Below are 14,907 nucleotides of genomic sequence, written 5' to 3'. Positions count from 1 at the left end.
TGGGTTAAGCCTTGGGAGCGTGATTAGACAGCCGTGACACTTGCAAAACGACCCGGACCTTCGACGTCCGGTGAACCGGACGCTGTCTCAGGTGACGCCCAGGTGCATAGCATCACGGAGGCCGCCACTGCCCACTCGGAAGAGATGCGCGTGCGGATGATCAAGTACGCCGTGGCAATGGGCATCCGCATGGTGTGCCTGATCCTGGTGTTCGTTGTTGATGGCTGGTTCAAAGTCCTGCCGATCGCCGGGGCGGTGTTTCTTCCGTGGATCGCCGTGGTCATCGCCAACGGCAGCGACAAGGCGGAGATCCACAGCGATTCCCTGCTGGACGCCGCCCCGCTTGCAGAGCTCGAAGCACCGGATTCGCCGGCTGCCGTCGCGGACGAAGGGCCCACGGTTCTCCAAGGCGAAATCATCGAGGACGAAGACGATAACGACGGCCAGGAACGGGCAGCTTCATGAACATTTTTGACCTGGCCGGCGGCGACGCGGGGCCCGCGGAAACGGCTGCACCGATGTGTTCCCGGAAGGCCTGCCGGGCGGGGGCAGCCTGGCAACTGCTGTGGAACAACCCGAAGATCCACACGCCCGACCGCCGCAAGACCTGGCTGGCCTGCGATGACCACCGGCTGTGGCTTGAGGACTACCTCCAGACCCGGGGCCTCTGGAAAGAGACCTTGCCGCTGGGTCTGGCCACTGCCTCGGGCAGGGACAGCTGAATGTACCGCTTCCTCTTCTCCAGCAAATGGCTGGGTTATCTGTTGCTGGCTGCGATCTTTGCCACTGCCTGCGTCTTCCTTGGCCGCTGGCAGATGGACCGCAGGGCCGAATCCCTGGCGGAGATCAACCGGGTCACATCCAACTACTCGGCAACCCCCCTGCCCTTCGCAGCTGCGGAAGGGCAGTTCTCCCGGCTGGATGCCGACAAGGAATGGACCCAGGTGGAGTTGAAGGGCCGCTACGACGTCAGCGGCCAACGCGTAGTGCGTAACCGGCCGCTCAACGGCCAGCCCGGCTACGAAGTGGTGGTCCCCTTCAGACTCACCACAGGACAGGCGGTTATCGTGGACCGCGGCTGGCTCCCGATCGGAAACAACACTCCCGGGCGCCCGGATTCCGTGCCGGAACCGCCGGCGGGCGAAGTCACCGTGGTAGTGCGCCTTAAACCGGGCGAGCCGGAGCTTCAGCGTGGCGCCCCCGACGGGCAGCTTGCCTCCATCGATCTCCCGGCTTACGCCGCCCAGCTTGGGTATCCCGTTCTGACCGGCGCTTACGGGCAGCTCGCTTCCGAAACGCCGGCCGCCGCCACCATGCCGTACCCGTTCCCGAAACCCTCCGTGGAAGAAGGGACACACTTGTCCTATTCGCTGCAGTGGTTCGCTTTCGGCGTGTTGATGTTTATTGGCTTCGGCTACGCGGCGCGGCAGCAGGCGCGCAATGCGGAGATCGACGCCCAGGACGCCGCCGAGGACGGCGCGCCCGAGTACGCCGTGGCTGCGAACCGGCGCCGCCCGGCTCCCCGGAAGCGCAGGAATCCCACCGCGGAGGAAGAGGAAGACGCCATCCTGGATGCCCAGGGGTACTAAGTGACAAGCCCTGATGGCGTTCCCGCGCCCGTCGCCAACGTCAGGCGCGTCCTCGCCGCCCTTGGCGCCGAGGACACGGTGACCGTGTTCGACTCAAAAGTCCCGACGGCGGCGGCGGCAGCTGCGACGCTGGGCTGCGAAGTAGCGGCCATCACCAACAGCCTGGTGTTCGACGTCGACGGCGTTCCCCTGCTGATCCTGGCCAGCGGTGCGGCGAGGGTGGACACTGCGCTGGTGGCAGCCCGGTTGGGAACAGGAAGGATCCGCCGCGCGTCCCCCGCCTACGTCCTGGAACATACCGGCCAGGAAGTAGGAGGAGTGGCCCCTGTAGGCCACCCGGAAAGGATCAGAACAGTGTTGGACGAGTCCCTCAAAGCCCACAACCTGCTCTGGGCCGGAGCAGGAGACCACCACTCGATGTTCAGCATCACCTACAACGAGCTGAAGAAGATCACCGGCGCAGAAGAGATGCCGGTCCGCTAGCGCACCCGATCCCAGAATCCCGGTGCTAAGCCAGCGTAATCAGGTCCAGGTAGTCTTCGTTCCAGTGGTCTTCTACGCCGTCGGGCAGCAGGACGACGCGCTCGGGGTTGAGGGCTTCGACGGCACCTTCATCGTGGCTCACCAGGACGACGGCGCCGGTGTAGTTGCGCAGGGCACCCAGAATCTCGGTGCGGCTGGCCGGGTCGAGGTTGTTGGTGGGCTCATCGAGAAGCAGCACGTTCGCGCTCGACGCCACGATCGTGGCCAGCGCCAGGCGCGTTTTCTCACCGCCGGAGAGCACACCGGCGGGCTTGTCAACGTCGTCGCCGGAAAACAGGAACGAACCCAGGATGCCGCGCACCTCGGAGTCGTTCATGTCCGGCGCGGAGGAGCGCATGTTCTGCAGGACGGTCCGGTCGACGTCGAGCGTCTCGTGCTCCTGGGCGTAGTAGCCCACCTTGAGCCCGTGGCCGGCGATTACTTCGCCGGTATCCGGCTTGTCGACGCCGGCCAGCATCCGCAGCAGCGTGGTTTTGCCGGCACCGTTGAGTCCCAGGATGACCACCTTGGAGCCGCGGTCAATGGCCAGGTCCACGTCGGTAAAGATTTCCAGTGAGCCGTAGGACTTGCTGAGGCCGTCCGCGGTGAGCGGGGTCTTACCGCAGGGCGACGGATCCGGGAAGCGCAGGGCTGCCACGCGGTCGTTTTCGCGCACGGCCTCCAGCCCGCTGAGCAGGCGTTCGGCGCGTTTGGCCATGTTCTGGGCGGCAACGGCCTTGGTGGCCTTCGCCCGCATCTTGTTGGCCTGGTCGAACAGGACCTGGGCTTTCTTTTCGGCGTTGGCGCGTTCCCGCTTGCGGGCGCGTTCGTCGGTTTCACGCTGCTGGAGGTAGCGCTTCCAGTCCATGTTGTAAAAGTCGATCTGGGCGCGGTTGGCGTCCAGCAGGAAGACTTTGTTGACGGTGGCTTCGAGCAGCTCCGTGTCGTGGCTGATCACGATCAGGCCGCCCTGGTGGTTCTTCAGGAAGTCGCGCAGCCAGGCGATGGAGTCGGCGTCGAGGTGGTTGGTGGGCTCATCGAGGAGCATGGTCTCGGCATCCGAGTAGAGGATGCGGGCGAGCTCCACGCGGCGACGCTGCCCGCCGGAGAGCGTCTTGAGCGGCTGGTTCAACAGGCGGTCCGGGAGGGCGAGGTTCGAGCAGATCGCGGCTGCCTCGGCCTCGGCGGCGTAACCCCCGGCCGCCAGGAACTCGGACTCAAGCCGGTCGTAGCGGTTCATCGCCTTGCGCTGGACTGCGGCGTCCTCACTGGCCATTTCTTCGTGGGCCAGGCGGAGTTTGCCGACGGCGATGTCCAGGCCGCGGACGGACAGAATCCGGTCGCGCGCGAGCTGTTCCATGTCCGGCGTGCGCGGGTCCTGGGGAAGGTAGCCGATCTCACCGCTGCGGGTGACCTTGCCGGCGGCCGGGAGCCCCTCGCCGGCGAGAACCCGGGTCAGAGTGGTTTTACCTGCACCGTTACGGCCTACCAGGCCGATCTTGTCTCCCTTGTCGATCCGGAAGCTCACCTGGTCCATGAGGAGGCGGGCGCCGGCGCGCAGTTCGAGATCCTGGACGGTAATCAATGCAGCTAAGGCCTTTCACAACAGGGAACGCCGCGGCACAACGGATGGAATCTGGGCGGGGCCGGGGCAGTGTGGCCGAGAGAACGGCCTCTACCAGTCTACCGGCACCGCTCCTTCCGGATTACCTCCGCTGCGGGCGGCCGCAGGCATCCATTGGCCACCTCGTCCAGAGCCGGCGCGCCCCGTTAGTGGATCCCCTACAAAATAGGCCCGCGGCCGGAGACGTATCGTCGGAATTGACGGGAATCGGCCGCAGGCGTGCGGCCTCCTTCCCCGTTGCTTCGCACTTGCACTCACTGACAGGACCTCCCATGACCAAGACTGACAACGCAGTTACCGGCCAGGCTGCAGCCAGCCGTCAATCAGGCAGCAAACCGGCCCGCAACCGCTGGAATGCCACGGACCTCGGCCTTATCGCCGTCTTTGCCGCCCTCGTGGCCGGCTCTGCGCTCATTGCAGCCATTCCGGTGGGCGGACTTGGCGTCCCCATCACCCTGCAGACCCTCGCCGTGATGCTTACCGGGCTGGCGTTGGGCCCCGGTCGGGCGTTCGCCGCCGTCGGCCTTTACACCCTGCTGGGGCTGGCGGGCCTGCCGATCTTCAGCGGCGGACGGAGCGGGCTGGGGATCCTCGCCGGACCCTCCGCAGGCTACATCGTCGCCTTCCCGCTCGCAGCCCTGGTGGTCGGCTGGCTGACCACCATCGTGTTTCGCCGCACCCTGAAATACCGGGGGCTGTTCCTTTTCGCTGCGGCCATGGCCACAAGCATCGTCGTGGTCCACGGCCTGGGCGTGCTCGGAATGATGGTCAACGGCAAACTCGACCTTTCCAAGGCGTTCGTCCTTGACCTTGCCTACTACCCCGGCGACATCGTCAAGAACGTCCTGGCAGTCACCATCGCACTCGCCCTGCACAAGGCGTTCCCGGATCTCCTGATCCGCCGTCCCGGTATCCGGAACCCCGGGGCGGGCAAGGCCAGCAACTAGCATGGGCAGCATCCTGCTGGACGGCGTCAACGTCCGGGTGGCGGTGGATGGACGGCCGCAGCCCAAGACACTCCTGGATGGAATCTCGCTGAACCTGACCGAGCAGCGGATCGGCGTGATCGGAGCGAACGGGTCGGGCAAGTCCACCCTCCTGCGGCTCCTAAACGGACTGGTTGCACCGAGCAACGGAACAGTCACCGTTGACGGTGACGATACCGTGGGTGCCGTTCGTTCCGTGCGCCGCAAAGTCGGTTTTGTGTTCACGGACCCGCTCTCCCAGCTCGTGATGCCTACCGGCCGGGAAGACGTGGAACTCTCGCTGCGGCGTTCCATCCGTAAGACGCGCGAGCGTCAGGAAGCTGCGGCGGCCATCCTCAACCGTTTTGGGCTGATGGCGCTTGCCGACCAAAGCATCTATGAGCTGTCCGGCGGAGAACGGCAGCTGATGGCCCTGGCAGCTGTCCTTGCCGTTGAGCCTGCGGTATTGGTGCTGGACGAGCCGTCCACGCTGCTGGACCTTCGGAACCGCGAGCTTCTCCGCCGCACCCTCGCAGGCCTCAGCCAGCAGATCGTGATGTCCACGCACGACCTCGAGCTGGTCCGGGACATGGACCGCGTCCTGGTGGTGGAGTCCGGTCACGTGGTGTTCGACGGCGGTGCCGCCGCCGCCGTCGAACACTACAGGGACCTGGCCGCCGCCGGCCTCCCGCCGGCGGACGGCGCCCCGCCGGTCAGCGCCATGTCTACACCGCACCGTCCGGAGGACACGTGAGCGGCCACGGATTCCTGCTGGTCAACTACGTTCCCGGGACGTCCCTGGTGCACCGGGCGCCCCTCTGGCTGAAGTTCGTCCTGGTGGTTGGCTGCGGCATGGCCTCTTTCCTGGTGGTGGACTGGGTGGTTGCCGCGGCGGCGCTGGGCCTGATGTCCGCACTGTTCCTCGCCAGCGGCGCCGGCCCGGCTCGTCTGTTCAGAGCAGTCCGACCCATCCTCCCCGTGATGGCGGCCATCGGGTTGTTCCAATGGTGGCAACTGGGCGGTCCCGTGGCGGCGCGGATCGTACTCAATGTCCTGGTCTGCGTGGTGGCCGCGTCCATATTGACCGCCACCACGCCGATGCAACGGCTCCTCGACGGCGTCGTCTCCCTGGCTGTGCCGTTCCGGCGCTTTGGCGCGGATCCCGAACGCTTTGCACTGACCATCGCAATCATGCTCCGCAGCATTCCGTTCATCGCCGGAGCCTACTCCGAAGTCAGGGATTCGGCCCGCGCGCGCGGGCTCGAACGCAACCCCCGGGCACTGGTCCTGCCGGTCTTCATCACTACGGTGGCCTACGCGCGCCAGACCGGCGATGCCCTCGCCGCCCGGGGCCTGGGCGAGGCCGGCACGGCTGACGACGACGATCAGCCAAACCGCTAGACGCTGTCGAGCCGTTCGTACCGGAAGAGGGCGGCGGTTCCCATGCCGCCCGCAATGCTGATCATGGCCAGCGCCAACTGCCCGGCCCGGCGGCCCGGTGCAGAATTCCCGCGCGCCTGGGCGAGGAGCCTCGTCACAAGCACAGCGCCCGAGGCACCGTACGCATGGCCCAAAGCCAGCGCTCCGCCGTCGAGGTTTGCCCGATCCGGGTCGATGCCGAGGGCGTCCAGGCAGGCGAGCGTCTGAGACGCGAAGGCCTCATTGAATTCCACGAGGTCGATGTCCTCGGCCGTGACACCGCGCCGCGCCAGCAGGCGCCCGGCCGCCGCGGCGGCCCCCATGCCCAGAACGCGCGGGTCCACGCCCGCGGTATCGGTGTCCAGCACCAGGAGCCCGTCCGCCGCCCCCAGTTCCCGTGCACGCTGCAGCGAAGTAACGACGACGGCGGATGCGGCATCCGCATCGAAGCAGGAGTTCCCGGCGGTGACGGTGCCGCCCTCGGCGAAGGCGGGCGGGAACCGCGATATCAGGGCGGCCGACATGCCGGCCCGCGGACCGTCGTCGGACTCCACCGTTCCAGACGCGGCCTGCAGCGGCACCGTCTCACCGGAGTAGCGTCCGGCGGCTGCGGCTGCCAGTGCCAGGCGGTGGCTGCGCAGCGCAAACCGGTCCTGCCGGTCACGGCTGATGCCGAATTCGACCGCTACGTTTTCCGCGGCGCACCCCATGTCCGGGTCGCCGAAACTGAGCGGGACGAACTGGGCGCGGCGGAAAAAGGCGGGACTGCCGTCGGCGGACCTGTTCGCACGCAGCGGCGCGGTGCTGATGCTCTCCACGCCGCCCGCGAGGAAGGCGCCGTTGCCTCCGGCCGCGACGAGCCGCGACGCGAGCACAATGGCGTCCAGCCCGGACCCGCACTGCCGGTCCACGGTCACGCCGGGAACGCTGACCGGCAAACCCGCTTCGAGGGCAGCAAGTCGCGCGACGTTGCCTCCTCCCCCCACGGCGTTACCGACCACAACGTCCGAAACAGCGTTTGCCGGCAGGCCGGTGTCTGTCAGGAGGCCGCGCAAAACAGGGGCGAGTAGCTCATGCGCGCGGAGCTCCTTGAAGGCGCCATTGACCCTCCGGACGGGGGTCCGCAGGGCTGAGATGACCACCGGCTGCCGGTCCGGCGGCAACTGCTCGGGCGGCAACTCTCCTGCCCCAGGCTTAGCCAAGGCGGCGGACCCTGGTATCCCCGCGTTCAATCCAGTCCAGCAGAAGCTGCCTGCTGACTTTCCCGCGGTCCGTCACCGGCAGTTCCGTGAGGGCAAAATACTGCAGCGGCCGCTTGTCCCGGGGCAGCACATCGTCAAGCCCGGCCTTCAGCTGGATTGCCGTGATGCCGCCATGGGAAGGGACCACGCCGGCAACCACCCGCTGCCCGCGGACATCGTCTGCCATGCCTGACGCGACGGCGGCAGCAACGCCGGGGACGGAGGCGAGGGCCAGTTCCACCTCGTGCGGATAGACGTTCTTGCCGGAGGTGATGATCATGTCCGCCCGACGGCCCAGGATATGGAGCTCACCGTCCCGCAGGTAGCCCTGGTCCCCCACGGTGAACCAGCCGTCGAAGCAGCGCAGTGCCTGGCCGTCGTCGCCCCACAGGTAGCCGTTGCTGACCATACCGCTGCGGACGCAGATGTTGCCGTCCGTCCCGTCGGGAAGCAGGGCGCCGTCGTCGTCCAGGATCCGCACTTCGACGCCGGGGAACGGTTTCCCGATTCCCGTTCCGCCGGCGTCCAGCGGCGCTCCGGAGCGCAGGCCGGCGCCCGAAACGAAGCTTAGTTCGGAGGCGCCGTAATACTCGAAGATGGTGGCCCTGGGTGCCCAGCGGCGGGCGGCCTCCAGGGTGCGGGCATCCAGCTTGGACCCGGCGCAGATGATGGACGTGACGCCGGAAGCGTCCACGCAGCCGGCCAGGCCGCGCTCACTGAGCAACCGGAGCATGGTGGGGACCAGGACAAGCCGTGTGATGCCGTCATGCGTGATGGCGGCGTGCACGTCGCCGACGTCGAACGTTTCCAGGGTGTGGAACTCGGAGCCGGCATACAGGCACTCGGACAGCGCGTACAGGTTGAGGCTGGCCGCCAGCGGCCCCGGGGCGAGCGTCTTGTCCTGCGGGGTCAGTCCGAAGAACTCAATGGACGCGTCGAAGGAAAGCTGCCAGGAACGCCGGGACCTCGTGAACGCCTTGGGCACAGACGTGGTGCCGGAGGTCAGTCCGATCAGGAAGGGGGATTCCGGGGTGCCGTCGCGGAGCTTATCGGAAGCAGGCCGGCCGGATACGGCAGCGGCGCCGGTGTGCAGCCGGGCCGCTATGTCGGCTTTGAGCTGCGCGGGCCAGGTGGGGTCGAGGACGGCACACTGCCGGTCGCCGGCAACCGCGGCGGCATAGGACACAGCGAAATCCACGGAATTGGGCTCGGCCAGCACGGTTACCGGTCCGATTTCCGCGGCCCGGGCTGCGGCAGCGTCCCGCAGCGCGGCCCAGCTGAGGTGCCGGCCCGCCACGACGACGGCGGTGTCGTCGGGGCGGTCATCGGCCCAGCGTTGGAGTCTGTTGAGGAAAGGCATCGGATCAACTTTACCGGCGTCCACAGGTTCAGGCAGGGCCGCTACGGCTATTGTGACTTTATGAGTTTCAATGACAACGTTCAGCTGGATCCGTCGCAGGTCCAGGACCGGCGCGGGATGGGCCGCGGGACCAAGATCGGCGGCGGCATCGGCGGCGGAATCATCCTCCTGCTTGCCGCCCTGTTTGGGGTCAACCCGCAACTGCTGGAAGGCCTGACTGGCACGGTCCAGGAACCGCAGAGCACGGGTAGCGCGCCTGCCTGCCAGACGGGCGCCGACGCTGATGCCCGGCTCGACTGCCGCATCACCGGAACGGTGAACAGCCTTAACGCGTTCTGGCCGGCCTACCTCGCCCAGTACAACACGGAGTATCCGCGTCCCACCACGGTGATCTTCAGCCAGGCCACCAATACCGGCTGCGGCGGGGCAACCTCCGAGGTGGGTCCGTTCTATTGCCCGGCCGACACCACCGCCTACTTCGATCCCGGCTTCTTCCAGGACCTGGTGGACCGGTTCGGATCTTCAGGCGGGCCGCTGGCCCAGGAATACGTCGTGGCGCACGAGTTCGGCCACCATGTCCAGAACATCATGGGCAACCTTGACCGCGCCCAGCAGGATCCGCAGGGCCCCGAATCCGGTGCCGTCCGCGTTGAACTGCAGGCGGACTGCTACGCCGGACTCTGGGTCCGGTACGCCACAACGCAGAAGGACCCCAACACCGGCCAGCCGTTCCTTGAGCCGCTCACCCAGCAGGACCTGAACGATGCACTTTCCGCGGCATCCGCCGTTGGTGACGACCGCATCCAAAAAGCGGCAACCGGCCGGGTCTCCCCTGAGGCCTGGACACACGGATCCAGCGCCCAGCGGCAGAAATGGTTCTACCAGGGCTACCAGACCGGCGACATCAACAAGTGCGATACCTTTAGCGCCGCCACGCTCTAGCAGGCTGGACGCTTCGGCTGAACGGAAACAGCACGACGGCGGCCGGTGACCTTCCCCAAGGAAGGTCACCGGCCGCCGTCGTATGTTTACCGGTGGCTAGATATTGAAGCCCAGCGCACGCATCTGGTCGCGTCCGTCTTCGGTGATCCGCTCCGGACCCCATGGCGGCATCCACACCCAGTTCAGCCGCCAATCGTCCACGACGCCGTCGAGGGCCTTGCCGACCTGCTCCTCAATGACGTCCGTGAGCGGGCAGGCCGCCGTGGTGAGCGTCATGTCGATCAGGAGGGCGCCGTCGTCGTCCGAGTACTTCAGGCCGTAGAGCAGCCCGAGGTCAACGATGTTGACGCCCAGCTCGGGGTCGATGACGTCCTTCAGTGCCTCTTCGACATCTTCGAGGCCCGTTCGGGCCGCTTTGATTTCGGTCATGGCGTTGTCCTAACTAGCCCTGGACTGCAGCGTCGGCTGCAGCGATGGTGGCTGCGCCCGCACCCTTGGCGTAACGATCGTAGCCTTCTTCTTCGAGGCGGTCGGCAAGTTCCGGGCCGCCCTCTTCGACAACCTGGCCGTCGACGAAGACGTGGACGAACTCAGGCTTGATGTAGCGCAGGATCCGCGTGTAGTGCGTGATGAGCAGCGTGCCCATGTTGCCTTCGGCGTGGGCGCGGTTGACGCCTTCGGAAACGACCTTCAAGGCGTCGACGTCCAGGCCGGAGTCGGTTTCGTCCAGGACGGCGAACTTCGGCTTGAAGAGTTCCAGCTGGAGGATCTCCACGCGCTTCTTCTCGCCGCCGGAGAAGCCTTCGTTGACGTTGCGCTGCGTGAAGTCGGCGTCGATGCGCAGCTTCTGCATGGCAGCCTTGACGTCCTTGGTCCAGGTACGCAGCTTGGGAGCCTCGCCGTCGATGGCGGTCTTGGCGGTCCGCAGGAAGTTGGTCATGCTGACGCCGGGGACCTCCACCGGGTACTGCATGGCCAGGAACAGGCCGGCGCGGGCGCGCTCGTCCACGGTCATGGCCAGGACATCTTCGCCATCCAGCGTGATGGTGCCGCTGGTGACGTTGTAGCGCGGGTGGCCGGCAATGGTCGACGCCAGCGTGGACTTGCCCGAGCCGTTGGGGCCCATGATGGCGTGGGTTTCGCCGGTCCTGATGGTCAGGCTGACGCCCTTCAGGATCTCCTTGGTGCCCTGCTCCGTCTCAATGCTGACGTGCAGGTCCTTGATCTCAAGAGTTGACATGCTCTTCTTTCTTTCGTTCGTAAGTCTTGTGAAGCCGGGCGCTCAGTAGTTGTTGACCGTGGCGCCGTTCAGAACATTGGTCACATCCACGTAGACGTCGTCACCGTGAAGCTCGACGGCGAAGACCGGTACGGGATCGTAGGCAGGAAGCTGAAGGGGCTGGCCGTTGCGCAGATCGAACTGCGAACCGTGGCCCCAGCACTCGATCGCGCAGCCTTCCACTTCGCCTTCGGACAGCGAAATGTCCGCATGCGAGCACGTGTCTCCGATGGCGTGGATTTCGCCCATCGAATCCTTGACGATGGCCACCGGGTAGTCATCAATCAGGATCCGCAGCGCCTGTTTCACCTGGATGTCGTTGGTGTTGCATACCAGCTCACCCTTGGTTTGTTCACTCATGCGTTCCTGCCTGCCTGTTTCAGTTCTCGCTCGCGGCGAGCTCGCGCTCAACGGCGTCAGTCAGGCGCTCTTCGAGTGCCGGAACCTTGATCTTCTGGATGATCTCGTTGAGGAAGCCGCGAACAACCAGGCGGCGGGCAACATCTTCGGGGATGCCGCGGGCCATGAGGTAGAACAAGTGCTCGTCGTCGAAACGCCCGGTGGAGCTGGCATGGCCGGCACCCTCGATAAGGCCCGTTTCGATCTCAAGATTAGGAACCGAGTCGGCACGGCAGCCGTCCGTCAGAACCAGGTTCTGGTTCTTCTCGTAGGAGTCGGTACCCACGGCCTGCTTCTGGATCAGGACGTCGCCCACCCAGACAGTGTGTGCGTCCTTGCCCTGCAGGGCGCCCTTGTAAAGCACGTTGGACTTGCAGTTGGGCACGTTGTGGTCAACGAAGGAGCGGTGCTCCAGGTGCTGGCCCGCGTCGGCGAAGTAGAGGCCCAGCAGCTCGGCCTCGGCACCCTCGCCCGAGAAGCGCACATTGGAGTTCAGGCGGACGATGGAGCCGCCCAGGGAAACGGCAATGTGCTTGTACACAGCGTCCTTGCCCACCTGCGCGTCGTGCTGGGCCAGATGCCTGGCGTCGTCTTCCCAGAGCTGCACCGAGATCACGGTGAGGTGCGCGCCCTCGCCGACGATGACTTCCAGGTTGCCGTTGTGGTCGGCGGCACCGGTGTGCTCCAGGATCACAACGCTGCGCGAGTTGGCGCCTGCCTCCAGCACATAGTGTGCGTTGGAGCGGCGGCCCGCGGCTGCGCCGTGGACCAGGATCCGCAGCGGCTCGGCCGGCTCGGCTTCCGCCGGGATCACCACGTGCAGCGCCTCGTCCGTGTTGGCGGACGCGACGGCGGCGGCCCGGTCAGCCGGGACCAGGACGGTTCCGCGGGGCGCGGCTCCGGGAGCCAGCGTGCCGCGGACGTAGCCCTCCGGCGCTTCGACCGTGAAGTCGGCGGCCGGCACGGGTTCGAGGTCCGTTGCGGTGTCGGAGAGAAGGTTGGCCAAGGCACGGACGGGGCTGAAGCGCCACTCCTCCTCGCGGCCCGTGGGCAGCGGGAAGTCGGCAACGTTGAAGCTCGTCAGGCGCTCGGCGCGGGAGGACATCACGGTAACGCCGTGATTGTGGCTATGGTCCACCTTGGCGGCGACCAGCCCCTCCCCCTCCTCGGTGAAACCTGCGATGGAAGGCGCTCCGATGCGGGCCTTTTCAGTAGTAATTTCGGCAGTCATTAACCGACGGATCCTTCCATCTGGAGTTCAATGAGGCGGTTCAGCTCGAGGGCGTATTCCATCGGCAGCTCACGGGCAATCGGCTCGATGAAGCCGCGAACGATCATCGCCATGGCCTCGTCTTCGCGCATGCCGCGTGACATCAGGTAGAAGAGCTGCTCTTCGGAAACGCGCGAGACGGTTGCCTCGTGACCCAGCTGCACGTCATCTTCACGGATGTCGATGTACGGGTAGGTGTCCGACCGGCTGATCGTGTCGACGAGCAGGGCGTCACAGCGCACGGTGTTGGCCGAGTGCTTGGCGCCTTCGCGGACCTGGACCAGGCCGCGGTAAGCGGCACGGCCGCCGCCGCGGGCCACGGACTTGGAGACGATGGAGCTCTTGGTGTTCGGTGCGATGTGCACCATCTTCGAGCCCGTGTCCTGGTGCTGGCCTTCGCCGGCGAACGCGATCGAAAGAGTTTCACCCTTGGCGTGCTCGCCCACGAGGTAGACAGCCGGGTACTTCATGGTGACCTTGGACCCGATGTTGCCATCGATCCATTCCATGGTGGCGCCCTCTTCGCAGATGGCGCGCTTGGTGACCAGGTTGTACACGTTGTTGGACCAGTTCTGGATGGTCGTGTAACGGACGCGGGCGCCCTTCTTCACGATGATTTCCACAACGGCGGAGTGCAGCGAATCCGAGGTGTAGATCGGCGCCGTGCAGCCTTCGATGTAGTGGACGTAGGAGTCCTCGTCGGCGATGATCAGCGTGCGCTCGAACTGACCCATGTTTTCCGTGTTGATGCGGAAGTAGGCCTGCAGCGGGATGTCCACATGGACACCCTTGGGAACGTAGACAAAGGACCCGCCGGACCATACAGCCGTGTTGAGCGACGCGAACTTGTTGTCGCCCACGGGGATGATGGTGCCGAAGTACTCCTGGAAGATCTCCGGGTGCTCACGCAGGGCGGTGTCCGTGTCCAGGAAGATGACGCCCTGGGCTTCGAGGTCCTCGCGGATCTGGTGGTACACAACTTCGGATTCGTACTGCGCCGCCACGCCTGAAACCAGGCGGCTGCGCTCGGCTTCCGGGATGCCCAGCTTCTCGTACGTGTTCCGGATGTCCTCGGGGAGGTCCTCCCACGTGGCGGCCTGCTTCTCGGTGGAGCGCACGAAGTACTTGATGTTGTCGAAGTCAATGCCGGAGAGGTCTGCACCCCAGGTGGGCATGGGCTTGCGGTCGAAGTACTTCAGGCCCTTCAGGCGGAGGTCCAGCATCCACTCCGGCTCGTTCTTCTTCGCCGAAATGTCCCGGACAACTTCGTCGTTGATGCCACGACGTGCGTTGGCTCCGACATCGTTCTTGTCGGCCCAGCCGTACTCGTAGGTGCCGATACCGTGGAGCTCGGGGTTCTTCTCCAGAATCTCCGAAATCACAGTAGTTTCAGCAACCTTATTCTCTGATAGTTGGTCCGTCATCACGGCCTTTCTTGCAGATGGTTGGATACTTCGCCCAGGCTGTCCGTGGTGTGTCCGGGACCCGCGGGCCCCTTGGCGGCCGGACGGCCTGTAGGTATATGGGTAGTGCAGACGTGTCCGCCCCGTGCGAGGGTGGACAGCCTGCGCACGTCAACGCCGACGAGCCGGGAAAAGACTTCGGTCTCGACATCGCAGAACACGGGGAACTTGGTGGCCAGCTGCTGGATGGGGCAGTGGCCCTGGCACAGCTGGACGCTGGAAAGCGCGGCAGGCAGTGGTGCTTTGGCTTCGATGGAGGCGGCGGAGGCCACAAACCCGTCACGGCTCAACGCTGCGGACAGCGCCCGCGCCCGCGCAGTGATGTCCGTCCCTGCGGCTTCGATCTCCGGCGCATAGCGGCGCTCCATGTCGGAAAAACGTTCGACGGCGAACTCGCGGACGGCGTCGGGGCCGGCGATCTCGCCCAGCCGCTGGAGGGCCTGGCCTGCAATGTCGAGGTAGTCGTCGCCCAGGCTGGACTGGCCCTGGGAGCTAAGGACGTAGCGCCGGGCGGGGCGTCCGGCTCCGGCACCCGCTTTGGCTACACGCTTGACTTCAATCACGCCGCTGCGTGAGAGGTGGTCAAGGTGGCGTCGCACGGCGGCCGGAGTGAAGCCAAGCAGGTCGCCGAGCTCGGCAGCGCTGACGGGCCCGTGCTCCAGCACGGCATTCAGTACACGGTCACGAGTGCGTTCTTCGGAGTCCGCCGGCAACGTGTGCGGCGCCGGCGCCGGGCTTGTTGCAGGCGCAGACGTTCCGGGCCGGAACGAGCCGGCGGCGCCGTCGGGCGCAGCTTGCCCGGTCCGGGGCGCAGAAAGTCGAGTGCTCATGGAA

The 14,907-nt window shown here is 66.0% G+C and carries 17 protein-coding genes; 8 read left to right on the top strand and 9 right to left on the bottom strand.

Annotation, left to right across the window (positions count from 1 at the left end; translation table 11 throughout):
• Positions 1–33: 33 nt before the first annotated feature.
• From JOE41_RS00495 to JOE41_RS00480, 4 genes are read left to right on the top strand one after another with little or no spacing between them, the layout of a single operon-like run.
• On the top strand, positions 34–465 hold the full coding sequence (locus tag JOE41_RS00495; protein ID WP_209750326.1) for a DUF3099 domain-containing protein: 432 nt from the start codon (positions 34–36) through the stop codon (positions 463–465).
• Positions 462–722, top strand: coding sequence for a hypothetical protein (locus JOE41_RS00490; protein WP_011691963.1), 261 nt, complete (start codon positions 462–464; stop codon positions 720–722). Before JOE41_RS00495 ends, JOE41_RS00490 begins: the two co-directional genes overlap by 4 nt.
• Positions 723–1,589 (top strand): SURF1 family protein, encoded by an 867-nt coding sequence (locus JOE41_RS00485; protein WP_209750324.1) that lies wholly within the window; start codon positions 723–725, stop codon positions 1,587–1,589. It begins immediately after the preceding gene.
• On the top strand, positions 1,590–2,072 hold the full coding sequence (locus JOE41_RS00480) for a YbaK/EbsC family protein (RefSeq protein ID WP_209750322.1): 483 nt from the start codon (positions 1,590–1,592) through the stop codon (positions 2,070–2,072).
• A 25-nt stretch (positions 2,073–2,097) separates the two neighbouring features.
• On the opposite strand, the gene JOE41_RS00475 is transcribed toward JOE41_RS00480, so the two are convergent.
• Positions 2,098–3,696, bottom strand: a complete 1,599-nt coding sequence (locus tag JOE41_RS00475; protein ID WP_011691960.1) for an ABC-F family ATP-binding cassette domain-containing protein — start codon at positions 3,694–3,696, stop codon at positions 2,098–2,100.
• A 311-nt stretch (positions 3,697–4,007) separates the two neighbouring features.
• Here JOE41_RS00475 and JOE41_RS00470 point away from each other — a divergent pair, with 311 nt between their 5' ends.
• Genes JOE41_RS00470 through JOE41_RS00460 form a run of 3 tightly spaced genes read left to right on the top strand, consistent with a single transcriptional unit; the run spans position 4,008 to position 6,101 of the window.
• Entirely contained in the window at positions 4,008–4,682 is a 675-nt protein-coding gene (locus JOE41_RS00470) for a biotin transporter BioY (RefSeq protein ID WP_209750320.1), read from the top strand.
• Position 4,683: 1 nt separating this feature from the next.
• On the top strand, positions 4,684–5,454 hold the full coding sequence (locus JOE41_RS00465) for an energy-coupling factor ABC transporter ATP-binding protein (RefSeq protein ID WP_011691958.1): 771 nt from the start codon (positions 4,684–4,686) through the stop codon (positions 5,452–5,454).
• On the top strand, positions 5,451–6,101 hold the full coding sequence (locus JOE41_RS00460) for an energy-coupling factor transporter transmembrane protein EcfT (RefSeq protein WP_209750318.1): 651 nt from the start codon (positions 5,451–5,453) through the stop codon (positions 6,099–6,101). The genes JOE41_RS00465 and JOE41_RS00460 overlap by 4 nt, the downstream gene beginning before the upstream one ends.
• On the opposite strand, the gene JOE41_RS00455 is transcribed toward JOE41_RS00460, so the two are convergent.
• Positions 6,098–7,321, bottom strand: a complete 1,224-nt coding sequence (locus JOE41_RS00455; protein WP_374068597.1) for an acetyl-CoA C-acyltransferase — start codon at positions 7,319–7,321, stop codon at positions 6,098–6,100. The genes JOE41_RS00460 and JOE41_RS00455 overlap by 4 nt on opposite strands.
• Positions 7,314–8,720, bottom strand: coding sequence for a class I adenylate-forming enzyme family protein (locus tag JOE41_RS00450; RefSeq protein WP_209750315.1), 1,407 nt, complete (start codon positions 8,718–8,720; stop codon positions 7,314–7,316). Before JOE41_RS00450 ends, JOE41_RS00455 begins: the two co-directional genes overlap by 8 nt.
• Positions 8,721–8,780: 60 nt before the next feature.
• Between JOE41_RS00450 and JOE41_RS00445 the strand changes: the two genes are divergently transcribed.
• Positions 8,781–9,662, top strand: coding sequence for a neutral zinc metallopeptidase (locus JOE41_RS00445; protein WP_011691954.1), 882 nt, complete (start codon positions 8,781–8,783; stop codon positions 9,660–9,662).
• A 96-nt stretch (positions 9,663–9,758) separates the two neighbouring features.
• Here JOE41_RS00445 and JOE41_RS00440 read toward each other — a convergent pair whose 3' ends face one another.
• From JOE41_RS00440 to JOE41_RS00415, 6 genes are read right to left on the bottom strand one after another with little or no spacing between them, the layout of a single operon-like run.
• A complete protein-coding gene (locus tag JOE41_RS00440; protein WP_011691953.1) occupies positions 9,759–10,091 on the bottom strand; it encodes a metal-sulfur cluster assembly factor in 333 nt (110 codons plus the stop codon).
• 13 nt (positions 10,092–10,104) lie between these two features.
• Positions 10,105–10,902, bottom strand: a complete 798-nt coding sequence (sufC, locus tag JOE41_RS00435) for a Fe-S cluster assembly ATPase SufC (protein WP_011691952.1) — start codon at positions 10,900–10,902, stop codon at positions 10,105–10,107.
• Between the two features lie 42 nt (positions 10,903–10,944).
• The gene (locus JOE41_RS00430) at positions 10,945–11,301 is read right to left on the bottom strand and encodes a non-heme iron oxygenase ferredoxin subunit (RefSeq protein ID WP_209750307.1); all 357 of its coding nucleotides are present in this window, start codon (positions 11,299–11,301) and stop codon (positions 10,945–10,947) included.
• A gap of 19 nt (positions 11,302–11,320) precedes the next feature.
• Positions 11,321–12,571, bottom strand: coding sequence for a Fe-S cluster assembly protein SufD (gene sufD, locus JOE41_RS00425; RefSeq protein ID WP_209750305.1), 1,251 nt, complete (start codon positions 12,569–12,571; stop codon positions 11,321–11,323).
• Positions 12,571–14,034 (bottom strand): Fe-S cluster assembly protein SufB, encoded by a 1,464-nt coding sequence (gene sufB / locus JOE41_RS00420; protein WP_011691949.1) that lies wholly within the window; start codon positions 14,032–14,034, stop codon positions 12,571–12,573. Before sufB ends, sufD begins: the two co-directional genes overlap by 1 nt.
• Positions 14,034–14,903, bottom strand: coding sequence for a metalloregulator ArsR/SmtB family transcription factor (locus JOE41_RS00415; RefSeq protein ID WP_011691948.1), 870 nt, complete (start codon positions 14,901–14,903; stop codon positions 14,034–14,036). The genes sufB and JOE41_RS00415 overlap by 1 nt, the downstream gene beginning before the upstream one ends.
• Between the last annotated feature and the right edge of the window lie 4 nt (positions 14,904–14,907).

This window comes from Arthrobacter sp. PvP103 (assembly GCF_017833075.1).
Taxonomy (GTDB): domain Bacteria; phylum Actinomycetota; class Actinomycetes; order Actinomycetales; family Micrococcaceae; genus Arthrobacter.
This window is presented reverse-complemented; position numbering and strand designations above follow the sequence as displayed.